Source organism: Arthrobacter sp. R4 (assembly GCF_051365025.1).
Taxonomy (GTDB): Bacteria; Actinomycetota; Actinomycetes; order Actinomycetales; family Micrococcaceae; genus Arthrobacter.
Genome location: NZ_JBLWIJ010000013.1, coordinates 32,977 through 49,579, shown reverse-complemented (window position 1 = coordinate 49,579; position 16,603 = coordinate 32,977). Strand labels below are relative to the sequence as shown.

Sequence of the window (16,603 nt, the reverse complement as noted above, 5' to 3'; positions counted from 1 at the left end):
CATCGACGCTACAGGAGCGCGACGCTTAAGTCACATTTTGGTAACAGAGATCACGATGCCGGTGCGTTGCCTTGCTATGAGCCGTTGATCGCCGGTAGGCGCAACGTGAACTGGGTCCGACCCGGCCGGGAGTTCACTTCCACGTTGCCGCCGTGGGCCTCCACAATGGACTGCACAATGGACAGCCCAAGCCCGCTGGACCCTTCCGAGGCCGCCGCGCCGGAGGAACGTGAAGATCCAGTCCGCGCCGCGTCTGCGCGGGCAAACCGGGCAAAAACGTGGTCCACGAATTCCGGCGGGATGCCAGCGCCGTCGTCCGTTACTGTCACCACGGCACTGCCGTCGTCGGACCTCATCACGGCCGTGGTGACCGTTGTGCCCGGAGCGGTGTGTTTGCGGGCGTTGGACAGCAGGTTCACCAACGCCTGGCGCAGCTGCGACGCATCGGCATTGACCGCAAGCGGCTCGTCCGGAAGCTCAAGATGCCAGCTGTGGCCGGGTGCGATGATTTTTTCGTCGCTGACGGTTTCGATCACCAGCTGCGTCAGATCCACCTCGCTGAGTTTCAACGGCTGGCCCTCGTCCAGCCTGGCGAGCAGGAGCAGGTCTTCCACCAGCGTGGTCATGCGCTCGGACTGGCTCTGTACCCGGGCCAGCGATTTCCGGCCATCCGGAGTGAAGTTCTCGGTCATCCGCATTAGCTCCGTGTAACCGCGGATGGCGGTGAGTGGAGTGCGCAGTTCGTGGGACGCGTCGGCAACGAATTGCCGTACCTTGGTCTCGCTTTGCTGCCGGGCCTGCAGCGCGTTGGCCACGTTGTCGAGCATGAGGTTCAGCGCATGCCCCACGCTGCCCACCTCGGTTCCGGGGTTGGAGTTCGACGGCGGGACGCGCACCGCGAGTGCCACCTCGCCGGCGTCCAGCGGGAGCCGCGAAACGCGTGTGGCCACCTCCGAAAGCTGCTCCAGCGGCTGCATGGTGCGCCGGATGAGGATAGTCCCGGCCAGGCCAATCAAGACCAGCCCTCCAAGGGAAACAAAAACGAAGGTCCACACCAGGGAGGTGAGGGTGCTTTCCTTGCCGGCGAGCGGGAGCCCGGTCACCAGGACATCACCGTAGTTCGTTGCCACTGCAATCAGCCGGTACTCGCCATTGGAGAGCGTCCGGTCCACAGGGCGGGAATCCTTCTGGAGGGCCAGCAGGATCTCCTTGTCCTCAGCGGACAGGGGAGAACGCGTGGTATCGGAGGCCAGGAATCCGGCGCTGTTGACCTGCCCATTCAGGATCCGGGCGTTGAGCGTACCCACGCTTTGCCCACGGGAGTCCAGCGGGTCCGGCCTGCCGTTGAAGCCGCCCAGCGGCGGCCGGCCGGGGTCGTTGGACCGGGAAGCAGCCTGGCTGAGCTGTTCGTCGAGCTGGCGTGTAAGGAACGAGTCCATGGAGGCGTAGCTGAAGAGGCCAACGGCGCCACAGATGGCCACCAGCAGGGCCATGGCAACCAGTACAAGGCGTGTACGCAGGTGCCAGGTGGAGGGCTTCAGCCAGCTCCGGCCATACGTGGGGGCCACTGCAGGCAGTGAGGGCACGGCCTAGTCCGCCGGCTTGATGACGTATCCGGCGCCGCGCACCGTGTGGATCATGGGCGGATGCACGGCATCGACCTTCTTGCGCAAGTACGAGATGTAGAGCTCCACGATGTTGGCCTGCCCGCCAAAGTCGTAGTTCCAAACGCGGTCCAGGATTTGCGCCTTGCTGATGACACGCTTGGGGTTCTCCATGAGGTACCGGAGCAGCTCGAACTGCGTGGCAGTCAGCTGCAGTTCATCGCCGGCCCTGGTCACCTCGCGGGTATCGATGTTGAGGACAAGGTCACCTACTACCAGCTCGGCGGTGTCCATCGCTGCCACGCCGGAGCGCTGCACCAGCCGGTGAAGCCGGAGGAGGACCTCCTCCATGCTGAACGGCTTGGTCACGTAGTCGTCACCGCCGGCAGCCAGGCCCACAATCCGGTCCTGGACGGCATCCTTGGCAGTCAGGAAGAGCGCCGGCACTTCAGGCGCGAAGGCGCGGATCCTGGTCAGCAGCTCGACGCCGTCGAACCCGGGAAGCATCACGTCGAGAACAAGGACGTCCGGGCGGAACTCCTTGGCGAGCTTTACAGCCTCGGGGCCGTCAGCGGCGACGGCAACCGACCATCCGGCCATGCGCAGGCCCATGCTCATCAATTCGGAGAGGCTGGGTTCGTCGTCGACCACCAAGGCACGGATGGGGGAGCCGTCCGGGTGGGTAAGTTGGGGAAGGTTGTGGGTCATGGAGTGCGAAGTGGCCATGGGACAACTCTCCGATCCCTCGTTGGGCCCCCGCTATGGGCTTCCTGTGCGGTGGCTGTGAATCCCAGCCTAGCGAGCTGAAAGCTGCCCAGTGGCAGATTCCCCTGATGATCCGCCGGGACCTTCCCTGGCTCTGGTGGCGTCCAGCAGGGCCACCTTCGACGCTCTTGGCGGTTCCGGGGCGGATGGGGATGGAAATTTTTTTGTCCGGATGGCGGCGGAGCTGGACACAACGGCAAATCAAGGAGTGTATTTCAGCAATTCAATCGCTGGTGAATTGTGGTGGCCTTTTTGATGGTGCTGGCGAATAATATTCGGGAAAGATGGTTTTCCAACCAATCGTTCTGGAAAACATCTGTTATTTTATCGCTCTGCCAGAATCGTGATCTGAGCCACATTCTCGGAATTTGTCTCACTATGCGGAACGATCCGTCCATTGTTACTTGCAAGTTCGCATTGTTACGTTGCACACTTCAATTGTGAACAAGAACTCAACAGCACCTGCAGCCGCAGAATATTGGCCCAGCACACCCGCTGCTGCCGACATGCGCTGTTGTCGAATGCACGCCTGACCTTCACACCCCGCGAAGTTCCTAGGCATTCGCCCCCCAGCCCAGCGTCGGGCGCCCTCCCCAGATCTCATTGCGGGGAAACCAAGCATTCGAGCCGCGATGACGGCCATTCACATTGAGGTAACTAATCCATGTCAGTTGCATCCGGATACGTCCACATCTCTGTCCGAAACGCCACCAAGGCAGCCCAGCCCTCCGGCCTGCGCCAGGGTTTCGGTGCCCGCCCGGCGTTCGCTCCCGCCGCGCCCGGTACCAGCTTCCCCGCTCCCGGTTACGCACCGCAGGGCTACAACCCCAACTCTTATGGCCAACTCCGCGCCGTGCAGCCCGCCGACGCGGCCCCGGTCACCGCGCCCACGCCGGTTGTGGCGGGACCCAACACTGTCCGCCCGGTAGCAAACGACAACGTCGCCCGCGGCTTCGTGCTCTACATGGGCATCGACGAGGAAACTGCAGCTGCTGCCGGAACCTCCATCGCCAAGCTTGCCCAGGAAATCCGCGCCTACGCCCAGTCACTGGTGTCGGGGGCCGAAAGCTACGCGGCAGTGGCCGTCGCGCCGGCCAGCACCCCCGGTTCCGCGCTCGACGTCGTCCGTTCCACCTTTGGCGACCCCACGGTGAACGCTCGCCAGCGCACTGAAACCGCACGCCAGCAGCAAGCCCAGGACCCGCGTCCCTCCGGCGTGCTGATCGACCTCGCCCGCCGCGAGGTCCACCTGGACGGCGAATCCCTGAACCTCACGTTCAAGGAGTTTGAGCTCCTCAACTACCTCGTGGAGAACGGCACCCGCACCGTGGGCCGCGACGAATTGCTCGAAGGCCTGTGGCGCAACGCCGAGGAAGTCCCCAACGAGCGGACCATCGACGTCCATATCCGCCGCCTCCGCTCCAAGCTGGGACGCCTCGCCAACACCGTGCGAACGGTCCGCGGCCAGGGCTACCGCTTCTACGAGCACCCGGAAGTTGTTGTCTGGGCCGCTCCGGAATACTCGATCTAGCCCTACAGAAACGCGCAAAAGCGCCTGTCCCGCTGGGGCAGGCGCTTTCGCTTTCGCGGCACGATCCCTCTGCGCCTGCGCTCGTCCCTCGCGCAACAACGGCGCTGTCGGGATGTCCCGCTTCGCTGCAGCGCCCTCCCTTTTTCGTGTGTCCCTTTTCCGCGTTCAGGGCTCGTGAGTATTGGCCTCCGCGGCTGCTGGTTAGCGGCCGCCCCGACTGAAGTGAGCTGGCGCTAGGCTTGGGGACATGAGTGACCACCACATCAAGCGCCTGGTGATTATGCGGCATGCCAAGGCAGACTGGCCCGGTGGGGTTGCCGACCACGAGCGGCCGCTGGAGGAACGCGGGCACCGCGAGGCGCCCCTGGCGGGCAGGTGGCTGCTCAAGCATGGCATTGTCCCCGACTTCATCCTGTGCTCCAGTGCGCTCAGGACGCGGCAGACCTGCACTTGGGTGTGCTCGGAGCTCGGAGATAAGGCGCCGACGCCGAAGCTTGAGGACGGCCTGTACGCCGCCTCTGCGCTGCGCATGTTGACCGTGGTCAACCATGTCCCCGATACCGTCACTACGCTGATGCTCATCTCGCACATGCCTGGCGTACAGGACCTCGCCATGCACCTGGCTTCCCGCGACTCCGACCACGACGCCTACATGGACGCCGCCACCCGGTACCCCACCAGCGCGCTCACAGTCCTGGAAACCGATAAATCCTGGGCGGAACTGGATGGCCAGGACGCCCGGATCACCAAGTTCAAGGTTCCGCGCGCCCACTGATCTGACGAAGCAGTCCCGAGACGTGCTGGATGGCCGGGCTCGCCGTCATGGTCCGGCGGTAAACCATTCCCACCTGCCTGACCTGGACGGGATTGACCAATGGCACGGGGACGACGTCAGGTGGCAGTGCCGGCCTGCCGAGGCGGGGAACCAGTGCTACGACGGCTCCCTGCTCCACCAGGGAAATATGGGTTGCGAAGTCAGGATCGTAGACCTTGATGTTCGGCACCCGGCCGAGATCGGCGAAAATCCTCAACAGGGCCTCGTTGCAGATGGCGCCGTGCGGTGTGCTGATCCACTGCTCATCAACAAGGTCGGCCGGCTCCACGTGGCCGCGTCCTGCCAGCGGATGGCTGCCGTGGACCAGCAGGTCAGCAATGTCCTCGCATAACCACTCAAGCGTCATATGCTCCGGGATCACCAGCGGTACGGAGTTCCAATTGTGCACCACACCCAGGTCGGCCTCCCCATTGGCCACCCGTGCCACGGCTTCGCGCGGGTCCTCGGCCAGCACGCTCACGTCCAAGTCCGCGCCGGAAGAGGCAAGCCTTCCCAGCAGCGGTCCGACCAGGCCGCGGCAAGCCGTGGAGAAGGCCACCACCTTCAAGTGCCCGCTGGGTCTGGCCGGGTCCGAAAGCAAGGTTGATTCCAGTTCCTCAAGCTCAGACAGGATGCGTCGGCCATAGGCTGCCAGCGTGAGCCCGCGTTCGGTGAGCAGCACCCCGCGGCCGCGGCGCTCGAGGACAGCGAAACCAGTCTGCTTTTCCAGCTTCTTGATCTGCTGGGAGACGGCGGACGGGCTGAAGCCCATAATCTCGGACGCTGCTATGACAGACCCATGCTGCTCAATCGCCGCCAGGGCACGAAGTGAGCCGATTTCAATCATGAAGCAAACGTACATGATCTCGCGTCGAATTCAATGCTGGTGCTTCATCGGGAGTTCTGTAAGAGTGGGACCGTGAACCTCCGCCACTCCCTCCTTGCCGCCCTGGTCGCCGTGCTTTGGGGCCTGAACTTCGTTGCCATCGACTTCGGCTTGCATGCCAACGGCCGTGAGGTACCCCCGCTGTTGTTCGTGGCGATGCGGTTCGTCCTGGTGGTCTTCCCCTGGATCTTCTTCATCAGGAAACCCGACGTCAGCTGGAAGGCGATCATCGGCGTCGGACTCTTTATGAGCGCAGGCCAGTTCGGCCTCCTCTACTTGGCAATGGCCCTTGGCATGCCAGCGGGTCTGGCTTCCCTGGTCCTGCAGGCGCAGGTGCTGCTGACGGTCCTCCTGGCGGCCGGGTTCCTGGGGGAGCGGCCCAGCCGCCGTCAGTTGGCCGGCGTCGTCCTTGGCGTCGCCGGCCTGGCTGTTGTGGCCGTGGGCCGCAGTGCCGTAGCACCGCTGCTGCCGCTCATCATTGTCCTGGGTGCCGCATTGTCCTGGGCCGCCGGAAACGTCGTCGCCCGCCAGGCCAAGGCCGCCTCAGGGCTGGGTCTGGTGGTCTGGTCCGGCGCTGTGGTGCCGCTGCCCCTTGCCGGGCTTTCGTTGCTGGTGGACGGACCGGAGGATGTGCTGGGCACGCTGGCCGACCTGCAGCCTGCCACGATCATCAGCGCACTGTATACGGCAATTTTCGCCTCGCTGGTGGGCTACGGAATCTGGAACAGGCTTCTGGCCAGCTACCCGTCGTCGGCCGTTGTTCCCTTCACCTTGCTGGTGCCAGTGGTGGGGATGAGCGCTGCGTGGCTTGCGCTGGGCGAAGTGCCCACCCCTGCCGAGCTGGCAGGCGGGCTTCTTCTGCTGGGAGGGGTGGCGACGGCGGTCCTCACCGGAGGCGCAACGACGCGTCAGCGTCGGGGAGCGCTCCTGGCCCCGCCCGGCTTGGGTGCAGGCTTGGGTGCCGGCTTGCGGGCAGCGGAAGCGGACGACGACGGCCGCTTGGCTGCCGCGGCCGGTCGGGTGGGCGTGCGGGAACCGGACGCGCCCTGAGCGGATTTGCCCTGAGCTGATTGGGCCTGGGTGGAAGTTCGTTGGACGGAAGTTCGCTGGGTGGTGGCGCGTTGCGCGGGCCTGCGTTGTGTTCCACCCTTGGCAGCTTGCCGGCGGACAGCGGATGCGGGCCTGCGGTTCGCCGGCGAAGGTTTGCCCCGCACCCCCAGCTGCCTGCCTGCAGGCCAGGCCGCTGCAAGAAACAGGACAAACAGCGTGGATACGGCGGAGGCAGCGGCCCAATAGAAGTAGTTGTCCGGATCCCCGGTGGGCAGCGGTGTCCCCAGGAACGAAGACTGGTTGGCAAACGCCAGCTCCCACGTGCTGAGGAAAGCCAAGGAGAAGGCAACTGTGAGGCTGGTTCCCGCCCCGGTGGCAAGCAGGGCCAGGCGGCGTCCCCGCGCCAGGACCTCTGCGACGGCAGAAACGTAAGCCAGGGCAACAAGCCCCAGGAACGTGACCATCACGGCCTCTTCAAGGGTGATGGCGGTCAGCACCAGCATGCCCAGAGCGGCGACGGCCGCTATCAAGGCAAATTTGCCGCTGTTACCCATGTGGCGCATGGGATCAATCATCCCCGAGGCGGCCGCTACTTCACCACGTAGCCGCGCATGATTGCCATGATTGCTGCAACACTTTGGTCACGGGTGCGCTCAGGGTTGTACGTCTGGCGGTCCAGCCCCACTACGAAGCAGGCACCAAAAATAGCGGTTTCGAGACTGCCCCGGGAGATGGACCGGTCCACCGGATAGGCCGCCGCCACGGACTCGATGGCACCGCCGATCACGGCCAGCAACTCGGCCCTCAGCACCGCGAAGGTGTCCCGCCACTCGCTGGGGGTGCGCCAGTTTTCGCTGACCCACAGCCGGGCAAAAGAGGGGTAGTCGGCCATGAAGTCCATGGCCTGCCCGATCATTTCCTCCATCGTCAGGAGCGGATCAGCGGCCGGCAGATCTCCGGCTCCGGCATGAACGGCCCCAGCACTCCCGACGCTCATCAGGCGGGCCTTCAGGATATCGACGCCGTGGCGCAGCAGCTGCGCAATCAGGTCCGACTTGCTTCCGAAGTTGTAATACACCGTGCCTTTGGAGACACCCGCTGCCGCTGCGATCTCATCCACGGTCACCCCGGCCGCGCCGCGCTCGCCGATCAGCTCCATGGAGGCATCAAAGAGCTTCTGCCGGGTGGCGTTGGTCCGCGCCGGGCGGAGTTTCTTTTCCGCGGGACCGTTGGCACGCGGCCGCAGGACCGGATCTGGCGCCGGATCCAAGGCCGGACCATGCGCCGGACCCTGCGCGGGATCCGGCCCAGGACCCTGCAAGGACGGGCTCATACCGCGATCTCGGGTTTGAGGGTCTTGAGCGTCCAGTACTTCCGTTTCCGGACAGCGAGCGTTGACATCGCGGCGCCCAGGATGGTGTAGCCCAGCAGGCCCAGGACGGTGGGCATGATCATGGAGAGGTCCGCGCCATAGATGAGGTGCCGCATTCCCGAAACCACATAGCCCATGGGCAGGATCTCGTGCACCACGTGGAGGGGCTGCGGAGTGGTCTGCCAGGGGAATGTGCCGCCCGAGGAGACGAGCTGCAGGACGAGCAGTATGAGCACCACGAGCTTCCCAGGGGATCCCAGCAGGGCAACTACGCCTTGGATGATGGCGCTGAAGGCCATCGCGGCGGCCAGCATAAACAGCCACATCAAAACAGGATGCGCCGGATTCAGCCCCAAGCCCAGGTCCACCACCAATGTCAGCAGGGTTGCCTGCACCACCGATACCGCCAGGAAGGGCAGCCACCCTCCGATCGCGATCTTCCACGCCGGGGCGTTTGATGCCAGCGCCCGCTGGGTGATGGGGCGCATGGCCTGGATCAGCATAAAGATGCCGATCCACAGGGCCAGGGTCAGGAAGAAGGGAGCCAACCCGGCCCCGTACGAGTCAGCTTTCGCTTGGGAGACGTTGCTCACGGCCACAGGATCCGCAATGACTTCCGAAAGGCTGTTCTTTTGCTGGTCGTCGGGATTGGGCACTTGGCCTGCGCCTTTCGCGATCTCCTCCGCCAGGGTACGGGAGCCGTCCGCCGCGGTACCGGCACCTGCCTCCAGTTGGCCCGCGCCGGCGTCGAGCGTTTGCGCGCCCTCGGAGAGCCTGCCCGCCCCGTCCAAGGCCGCCTGCTGGCCTGTGGCCAGCGTGGCCGCCCCGGTGTGGAGCTGGTCGGCGCCGGTGGAGGCCTGGGCCACAGCGTTCTTCAGCGCAGGGGTGCCTGCAGCCAGTTGCGCAGCGCCCACGCTGACGGCCTCGGAGCCATCTGCCAGTTGCTGGATCTGCGCGGCGTCGGTTTGGATCCTGGCCTTGGCGGTGGCCACCGGGCTGGAGGCCGCCACGGAGTCAAAATCGGCCAAAATACTGTCAGCCTGCGCCTGGGTCAACACACCCGAAGCGATCAGGCGTGTGTTGGATTCGATGACCCGAGTCCGGAGTCCCTGGTCTGCGGCGTCGAGCTGGGCAACCATGTCCTGGACCCGGGTGTTGAGCTGGGCGTTTCCGGCAGCTACTTGGGCGGCGCCGTTCGCCAGGGTCTGCGAGTCCGTGGGAAGGGTGGTTGTCCTGTCCTTCAGCAGCGACAACCCGCTACTTAGCTGGCCGGCTCCGTCGGTGAGCTGGTTGGCGCCGTCGCGCAGCTTCAGCTGCCCCGCGTACAGTTCACCGGCCCCGTTACTCAAGTCCGTGCTTCCTTCATGGAGGGTGGCGGTCCCGTCCTGCAGTGTGGCGACGCCGCCTGCCAGCTGCCCGGCGCCGTCGGCTGCCTTGACCATCTGCGAATGGATCGTGCCAAAGCCGGTCAGCAGTTGGTTTGCTGTCTCCTCGCCCACTTCCTTGGCAACGGTGGTGTGGACCGAGGTTGTCAGCTTGTCCACGATCGTGCTCAACAGGTAGTTGTTGGCATCGTTGGTGGTGACGTTCAACATTGCCTGGCTGGCTGAATCAAAGCTGCCCGGAGACACCAGGTTGGCGGAGAAGTCCTTGGGAATCTTGAGCGCGAAAGCATACTTGCCGTCGCTGACACCCTGGTCGGCCTCCTCCGCGGTGGGGACCGACTGCCAGTTGAAGACGTTTCCTTCCACCAGGCTGTCAGCCACCTTGGTTCCGGCCTGCAACACGGAGCCGTCGCTGGAGGCGGCACCGTTGTCCTCGACAACCAGGGCAGCGTCGATCCGGTTCAGGTTGCCGTACGGGTCCCAGTTGGCATAGAGGTACACGGCGCCATAGAGCAGCGGGACCATGACCAGGGCCAGGATGGTCAGCTTGGGCAGCAGCCCGCCGGTCATCCGCTTGAGTTCGGAGCGGGCCAGCCGCAGCACAGTCACTTGGCGTCCTCGGTTTCGAGTAGGAGGTCTTCTTCTATTTCCGCAGCAGCTACCTCTTGGGCCTGCGCGTCCGCGGGCAGCTGAACGGCGTTCCCCACAGCCGCCGTTGGCCCCGTCCACCCATCCGGGATGGCAGCCACGGTGGCGACGACGGCGAGGGGCCGGCCGGCGTCGGACGCCAACTGCTCAAGGCGAGGCAGCCACTCGGACGAGCTGGCAGTATGCCGGTCCGGGGAATCGACCACCAGGAGGTCGGTGTGCGGGTTTGCGAGGGCCAGGGCGGTCAGCAGTTCAACGCGCCGTTCCGGCGCCAGCTGTTCTGTCCACAGGTCTGCGATGTCCTCGAAACTGTTGACTTTGAGCCAGGGCTTGCTCACCAGGGCACCCCGGTAGCGGCGCGGGATCAGGGCCAGATCCTCGGTGACAAGGTCGCGCACGCTCAGGTGTTGCTCGGGTTCGTTGACGCCGGGGGAGTCAACCAGTGCGCTGGCCAGGCGGCGGCGCTTGATCCCGGTTTCGCCGTCCCAACTGATGCGCCCCTCCGTGGGTTTCATCCGGCCACTCAATGTGAGTGCCAGGGCTGTCCGGTGGTCCTGGCGGTCCGCCGAGACGAGGAGCAGCTCACCCCTTCCGGTCTGCAGGGAGGTGGGCGGGAGCAGATCGTCCCGCCGTCCTTTCGCATGGAGGTGCTGTACGGAGAGCAAAGAGGGCCTTTCGCAGGGAAATGGTCTCCTGCCAGTCTAACTAAACTGACTGGTCAGTTCAAATAAGGCCCCTGCCCGGGCGTGTGAACCTTTGGAGGTGGGCTTAGAGGCCGTACTTTTCCAGCAGCCGCAGCCAGACTTCGCTGACGGTGGGGTAGGAGGGGACCGCGTGCCACAACCGGTCCAGCGGTACTTCACCCACTACTGCGATGGTGGCGGCGTGGAGCAACTCAGCCACATCGGGTCCCGCAAACGTGGCCCCCAGGAGAACCTCGCGGTCCTCGTCGACCACCAGCTGCGCCCAGCCCTCGTAGTGCTCCGAATGCAGGGAAGACCCGGATACGTTGATGGGCAATTCCACCGAGGTGGCGTTGTATCCGTCTTTCGTGGCCTGGTCAAGGGTTCGACCCACTGAGGCCAGCTCAGGATCCGTAAACACCACGTTGGGGACGGCATGTTGGTTGGCTGTCTGCGCATAGCGGCTCCACGGTGCCGGCTCGCCATTCAGCTCACCCTTGGCACGTGCGGCTATCGCATCCCCTGTTGCGCGGGCTTCGTACTTGCCCTGGTGGGTGAGGAGGTTCTTCCCGGCGGCGTCGCCTACGGCGTAAAGCCAAGGGTCGCCGTCGGGCAGGCCGTTAACCTGCCCGGTGGAATCCGTGGTCAGCTTCAGGGGGCTGCCGTCCGGTGCGCCAAGGCCGACGCTTTCCAGCCCAAGGCCTTCCAGGGCCGGGTGGCGGCCCGTGGACACCAGGACCTTGTCGACGGAGACAGAAATGCCGTCGCCGAGGCTGACCGTGAAGGTGCCGTCTTCGTTTTCGCTGACGCTTTTGGTGGTGGTGTGGAGCCGGACTTCAACGCCGTCCGCGCGCAGGCCCGCCAGTACCAGTTGGGCCGCTTCCTCGGGGAAAGTGCCCAGCAGCCGGCTCCGGGCCACGAGGGTGACCTTGGAGCCGAGCCTGGCGAACGCCTGCGCCAGCTCAACCCCTGCGACGCCGCCGCCGACGACTGCCAGGCGTTCCGGGATTTCCTTGGCCGATGTCGCTTCACGGGTGCCCCAGAGGCGAAGGTCAGCCAGTCCCTCGATCGGAGGCCTGTTGGGCGTGGAACCAGTCGCGAGGACGACGGCGTGCCGCGCCGTCAGGAGGTGGGTGCTGCCATCAAGTCCGGCTACTTCCACTGTGCGCGGGGCGGTGATCCACCCGTGGCCGCGGATGAGCTCGATCCCCGAGTCCTCCACCCACTTCACCTGGCTGTCATCCTGCCAATTCGCGGTGAAGTAGTCGCGCCGTTTGAGGACTGCGGCGGCATCGAGCGTGCGGGTGACTGCTTCTTCTGCTCCTGGCACCGTCTGCGCCCCGTGGAGGGCCGTGCCGGGCCGGAGCAGCGCCTTGGACGGCATGCAGGCCCAGTATGAACACTCGCCGCCCACCAGTTCCGCCTCCACCAGGACCGCGGTCAGCCCGCCCTGGACGGCCCGGTCCGCCACGTTTTCGCCAGCGGCGCCGGCGCCGATCACGATGACATCGAATTCGCGTTCCAAGGGCTCTGGCGTCATTGCTTTAGCCTACGCCGGGGATGGGCTCCCTGCCGGGCCTGTTGGGGGCGTGCCTAGCGGGCGAAGGGTCCGGTGGGACCCGGCGGGGGCGGACACTTAACGCAAAAGGTCCGCACCGGCGAACCGGTGCGGACCTTCATCTGTGCGCCCAAAGGGATTCGAACCCCTGACCTTCTGTTCCGTAGACAGACGCTCTATCCAGCTGAGCTATGGGCGCATCTTGTTTCTTGAAGAACATCTCTGCTCTCCCCGAACCTCGAATAACTTTACGCGAGGGTGGGCCGTAGTACCAAATCGAAACGTGTGTAATCTGGGTGACTAGACCGGTCTAGGTGACCTTCGTCACTTAATTGCCCTGTTGTGGCGCCATCTTTGTTGAATTTACGCGGTTTCCACTCGAAACGCTCACTATCGAGCAGTCCGGGCCCAAAAACTCGAGCCCTCCCGGCCCATAGCATTTAGCTCACACCGATGAACCCGAGGAAGGGAACCGCAATGGGCGATCTGGCACAACAGCCGCTGCTTGAGAAAGCACCCACCACGCATGCTGCACTGCTGGCATGGGTCGAAGAGGTTGCTGAGCTAACGCAGCCGGACCGGATCCACTGGGTTGACGGGTCCGAACAGGAAAACACCAGGCTCACGGATGAACTCGTGGCCGCCGGCACCCTGACCCGGCTCAACCAGGAGATCTTCCCGAACTCCTTCGCTGCATTCTCCGACCCCGCGGACGTAGCCCGCGTGGAAGAGCAGACGTTCATCTGCTCCGAGAAGGAACACGACGCCGGCTTCACCAACAACTGGATGGCCCCGGCCGAGATGAAGCAGAAGCTGCGCGGACTGTTCGCCGGCTCCATGCGTGGCCGCACCATGTACGTCATTCCGTTCGTCATGGGCCACCTTGATGCCGAGGATCCCAAGTTTGGCGTCGAAATTACCGACAGCGCCTACGTTGTTGCCTCGATGCGCATCATGGCCCGCATCGGCACCGACGTCCTGAACCGCATGACCGAGACCAACGCGTTCTTCGTACCGGCCCTGCACTCCCTGGGTGCGCCGCTCGAAGCCGGCCAGGCTGATGTGCCGTGGCCGTGCAACCCGGACAAGTGGATTGTCCACTTCCCCGAAGAGCGTTCCATCTGGTCCTTCGGCTCCGGCTACGGCGGCAACGCCCTGCTGGGCAAGAAGTGCTACGCCCTCCGCATCGCGTCCGTGATGGCCCGCGACGAAGGCTGGCTCGCCGAGCACATGCTCATCCTGAAGCTGACTTCACCCGAGCAGAAGACCTACTACGTTTCGGCAGCCTTCCCTTCCGCGTGCGGCAAGACCAACCTCGCGCTGCTTGATCCCACGATTGAGGGCTGGAAGGTGGAGACCCTGGGTGACGACATCACCTGGATGCGCTTCGGCAAGGAAGGCGAACTCCGCGCCGTCAACCCCGAAGCCGGTCTCTTCGGCGTGGCACCGGGCACCGGCTGGGGCACCAACCCCAATGCGATGCGTGCCATTGCAAAGGGCAACAGCATCTTCACCAACGTCGCCCTCACTGACGACGGCGGCGTGTGGTGGGAAGGCATGACCGAAGAAGTGCCTGCCCACCTCACCGACTGGCAGGGTAACTCCTGGACTCCTGATTCGGACAAGCCTGCGGCCCACCCGAACTCGCGCTTCTGCACGCCGATCGACCAGATCGACATGCTGGCCGAGGAATACCACAGCCCGAACGGCGTGGAGCTTTCCGCGATCCTCTTCGGCGGCCGCCGCAAGACCACCATTCCGCTGGTCACCGAGGCACGCAGCTGGTCCAACGGCATCTTCATGGGTTCCACGCTGTCCTCCGAAACCACAGCCGCAGCAGCCGGAGCTGTCGGCGTGGTCCGCCGCGACCCCATGGCCATGCTGCCGTTCATCGGCTACGACGCCGGCGACTACCTGAACCACTGGGTCAACCTGTCCGCCAAGGCCAACCCGGAGCGGCTGCCCAAGATCTTCCTGGTCAACTGGTTCCGCCGCAACGCCCAGGGTGGCTTCGCGTGGCCCGGCTTCGGCGACAACGCCCGTGTCCTGAAGTGGGCCATCGAACGGCTCGAGGGCAAGGCGGACGCCGTTGAAACGCCTATCGGTTTTGTTCCGACCGGCGACTCCATCGACCTCAAGGGCCTGGACATGACCCCTGCGCAGGTTGAGGAAGCGGTCCGCGTGGATCCGGCTGAGTGGAAAACCGAGCTTGCGTCCATCGAGGAATGGTTCGCCAACTTCGGCGGCTCACTCCCGGACGCTCTTCAGGCCGAGCTCGCCGCCCTGAAGTCACGCCTGGGCTGACAGTTCAAAAAAGTACGACGGCGACCCCGCACCTTTGCTGAAAAGGTGCGGGGTCGCCGTCGTTCTTTCGTCCATTGGTCCCCACCGGCGGCCCTTTTGAGCTGTCGGGAGGGCCGCCGGTGGGGACCAATGGACGAAAGAACGACGGCGACCCCGCACCTTTGCTGAAAAGGTGCGGGGTCGCCGTCGTTCTTTCGTCCATTGGTCCCCACCGGCGGCCCTTTTGAGCTGTCAGAAGGGCCGCCGGTGGGGACAGTCGATGAATTTAGGAAGCCAGCCAGATGTCGGGGCCGAAAACCTCGTAGTGGATCCTCGTAGCCGGGATGCCCGCATTGATGGCCTCGTTGCGGATGTGCTTCATAAACGGCAGCGGCCCGCAGAGGTACAGGGACGCATTGGCCGGCAGGTCCACTTCACGCAGCGACATAAAGCCCTCCCTCGTTCCCGGCTCGGGCTGCTCAAGCCACAGCTGGAGGTCGGCACCCGCGAGGCGTTCGACGTCGTCCGTCATTTGGCCGCGCAGTGCCCAGCTCTCCATGGTGCTTTCCGCGTGGAGGACAAGCACCTGCCGCTCCGAAGCCGACTCTGCGAGGGAGCGGAGGATGGACGCCGTGGGTGTGCAGCCGATTCCCGCCGAGGCCAGGACCACCGGACCGTCGCCATCCTTCAATGTGATCTCGCCATACGGGTTGGAGATCTCCAGGATGTCGCCCACCTCAACGGCGTTATGCAGCACGGGGGAGACCTCGCCGCCGTCGTCCAGCTTTGTAGTGAAGGTCCGGCTGGTGCCCGCATTGCCGGAGAGGGAGTACTGCCGGACCTGGCGGAGGCCGTCCGGGACCTGGACCTTGACGCTGATGTACTGGCCGGGCAAGGCGGGCGTCACCGGGGTGTCGTCGGCGGGTTCCAGGGTAAAAGTGAGGGAACCAGCGCCGGCAGCGGACTTGGTGGACACCTTCCAGGGAGTCCACATTTTGCCGTTGGCCTGGGCCGCGTAGAGGCCCTTTTCGAGCTTGATCAGTGCGTCGGCCATGAGCCAGTAGACCTCGGTCCAGGCCTCCGCGATCTCCGGTGTAATGACTTCGGCGAGGTCTTCCGCGATGGCCGCGAACAGGTGCTCGTAGACCACCTGGTACTGAGGTTCGGTGATGCCCAGCGACGCGTGCCGGTGGGCGATGCGGGAAAGCACGGTTTCGGGCAGGGTGCCTGGGTTGTTGACCAGGTGGGTGGCGAAAGCGGCGATGCTGCCCGCCAGGGCCTGCTGCTGGTTTCCGGAGCGCTGGTTGGAACGGCTGAACAGGCCGTCCAGGAGTTCGGGGTGGGCGGCGAACAGCCGGGAGTAGAACTTGGGAGTGATGGCGCCGATCCGCGAACCGACCAGCGGCAGGGTGGCCTCAATGACAGGGAAGGATTTGTCCGAGAGCATGTGTACTCCTGAGATAGGGTGGCCGGGGCGTTCGTCCGGCCGGGATAAATACTCATCTTTGGAATGCGAGTATTTATATCCCAGTTCTACACCCTGTAGAAATAAGATCCAAATAAGGCCCGGCTCACAGGCCGGGGCGAAGCCCGATCAGCGCGAAGACGGGAGCCATCTGGGAGGAGCTTGGAAGTTCTGCCACCACTACCGAATCGAGCTCACGGTAGAAAGCCTCGCGGGCGCGCGCGAGTGCCGCACGCAACTTACACTCGTTGATCAGCGGGCAGGCGCCGCTAGGGGCCACGCAATCGGCGGCATCCGAGCGCGTGTCGAGTTGTCGCAGGATATGGCCGACGGTTGCCCGGCTGCCGGCCGCGCTTAGCCTGGATCCTCCGGTACGGCCGCGCTCCACATCGATCAGGCCGAGGCCGCGCAGCTTCGCCATCGCCTTGCTGACGTGGTTATAGGGGGTGCCCACGGCGTCGGCAATGTTCTGTGTGGTGAGGAGGTTGCCGTCCGGGGCCGCGGCGAGCACCATGAGGGCCCGGAGGCTGACGTCTGCAAACGCATTGATCTTCATCGC

General features: G+C 64.6%; 13 protein-coding genes and 1 tRNA gene. 4 read left to right on the top strand and 10 right to left on the bottom strand.

The features are described 5' to 3' along the window. Positions 1 to 74: 74 nt before the first annotated feature. Both ACLKOZ_RS08690 and ACLKOZ_RS08685 read right to left on the bottom strand, forming a co-directional pair. Positions 75 to 1,586, bottom strand: coding sequence for a sensor histidine kinase (locus tag ACLKOZ_RS08690; RefSeq protein WP_436474379.1), 1,512 nt, complete (start codon positions 1,584 to 1,586; stop codon positions 75 to 77). 3 nt (positions 1,587 to 1,589) lie between these two features. After that, positions 1,590 to 2,330: a response regulator transcription factor gene (locus ACLKOZ_RS08685; RefSeq protein ID WP_436474377.1), complete on the bottom strand. Its 741-nt coding sequence runs from the start codon at positions 2,328 to 2,330 to the stop codon at positions 1,590 to 1,592. Positions 2,331 to 3,033: 703 nt separating this feature from the next. On the opposite strand from ACLKOZ_RS08685, the gene ACLKOZ_RS08680 reads away from it, so the two are divergent. Further along, a complete protein-coding gene (locus tag ACLKOZ_RS08680) occupies positions 3,034 to 3,900 on the top strand; it encodes a winged helix-turn-helix domain-containing protein (protein ID WP_337348058.1) in 867 nt (288 codons plus the stop codon). A 247-nt stretch (positions 3,901 to 4,147) separates the two neighbouring features. Next, entirely contained in the window at positions 4,148 to 4,675 is a 528-nt protein-coding gene (locus ACLKOZ_RS08675; RefSeq protein WP_337348059.1) for a SixA phosphatase family protein, read from the top strand. Here ACLKOZ_RS08675 and ACLKOZ_RS08670 read toward each other — a convergent pair. Then, the gene (locus ACLKOZ_RS08670) at positions 4,653 to 5,561 is read right to left on the bottom strand and encodes a LysR family transcriptional regulator (protein ID WP_436474374.1); all 909 of its coding nucleotides are present in this window, start codon (positions 5,559 to 5,561) and stop codon (positions 4,653 to 4,655) included. The genes ACLKOZ_RS08675 and ACLKOZ_RS08670 overlap by 23 nt on opposite strands. A gap of 72 nt (positions 5,562 to 5,633) precedes the next feature. Here ACLKOZ_RS08670 and ACLKOZ_RS08665 point away from each other — a divergent pair, with 72 nt between their 5' ends. Next, positions 5,634 to 6,650 carry an EamA family transporter gene (locus tag ACLKOZ_RS08665; protein WP_436474372.1) on the top strand — a complete coding sequence of 339 codons (1,017 nt, stop codon included), beginning with the start codon at positions 5,634 to 5,636 and terminating at the stop codon, positions 6,648 to 6,650. A 589-nt stretch (positions 6,651 to 7,239) separates the two neighbouring features. Here the strand turns inward: ACLKOZ_RS08665 and ACLKOZ_RS08660 are convergent. From ACLKOZ_RS08660 to ACLKOZ_RS08640, 5 genes are all read right to left on the bottom strand, one after another. Then, a complete protein-coding gene (locus tag ACLKOZ_RS08660; protein ID WP_436474370.1) occupies positions 7,240 to 7,920 on the bottom strand; it encodes a TetR/AcrR family transcriptional regulator in 681 nt (226 codons plus the stop codon). A 59-nt stretch (positions 7,921 to 7,979) separates the two neighbouring features. Continuing rightward, positions 7,980 to 10,016, bottom strand: a complete 2,037-nt coding sequence (locus tag ACLKOZ_RS08655) for a YhgE/Pip family protein (RefSeq protein WP_436474368.1) — start codon at positions 10,014 to 10,016, stop codon at positions 7,980 to 7,982. After that, positions 10,013 to 10,720: an ABC transporter ATP-binding protein gene (locus ACLKOZ_RS08650; RefSeq protein ID WP_436474366.1), complete on the bottom strand. Its 708-nt coding sequence runs from the start codon at positions 10,718 to 10,720 to the stop codon at positions 10,013 to 10,015. The genes ACLKOZ_RS08655 and ACLKOZ_RS08650 overlap by 4 nt, the downstream gene beginning before the upstream one ends. Before the next feature lie 103 nt (positions 10,721 to 10,823). After that, positions 10,824 to 12,278, bottom strand: coding sequence for a dihydrolipoyl dehydrogenase family protein (locus ACLKOZ_RS08645; RefSeq protein WP_436474364.1), 1,455 nt, complete (start codon positions 12,276 to 12,278; stop codon positions 10,824 to 10,826). Positions 12,279 to 12,421: 143 nt separating this feature from the next. Next, positions 12,422 to 12,495: transfer RNA gene (locus tag ACLKOZ_RS08640), tRNA-Arg, on the bottom strand. Between the two features lie 278 nt (positions 12,496 to 12,773). On the opposite strand from ACLKOZ_RS08640, the gene ACLKOZ_RS08635 reads away from it, so the two are divergent. Next, positions 12,774 to 14,600, top strand: coding sequence for a phosphoenolpyruvate carboxykinase (GTP) (locus ACLKOZ_RS08635; protein WP_436474362.1), 1,827 nt, complete (start codon positions 12,774 to 12,776; stop codon positions 14,598 to 14,600). Positions 14,601 to 14,865: 265 nt separating this feature from the next. Here the strand turns inward: ACLKOZ_RS08635 and ACLKOZ_RS08630 are convergent, their stop codons facing one another. Together ACLKOZ_RS08630 and ACLKOZ_RS08625 are read right to left on the bottom strand one after the other, a co-directional pair. Further along, positions 14,866 to 16,026, bottom strand: coding sequence for a globin domain-containing protein (locus ACLKOZ_RS08630; RefSeq protein ID WP_436474360.1), 1,161 nt, complete (start codon positions 16,024 to 16,026; stop codon positions 14,866 to 14,868). Between the two features lie 124 nt (positions 16,027 to 16,150). Then, on the bottom strand, positions 16,151 to 16,600 hold the full coding sequence (locus ACLKOZ_RS08625; RefSeq protein ID WP_436474358.1) for an RrF2 family transcriptional regulator: 450 nt from the start codon (positions 16,598 to 16,600) through the stop codon (positions 16,151 to 16,153). Between the last annotated feature and the right edge of the window lie 3 nt (positions 16,601 to 16,603).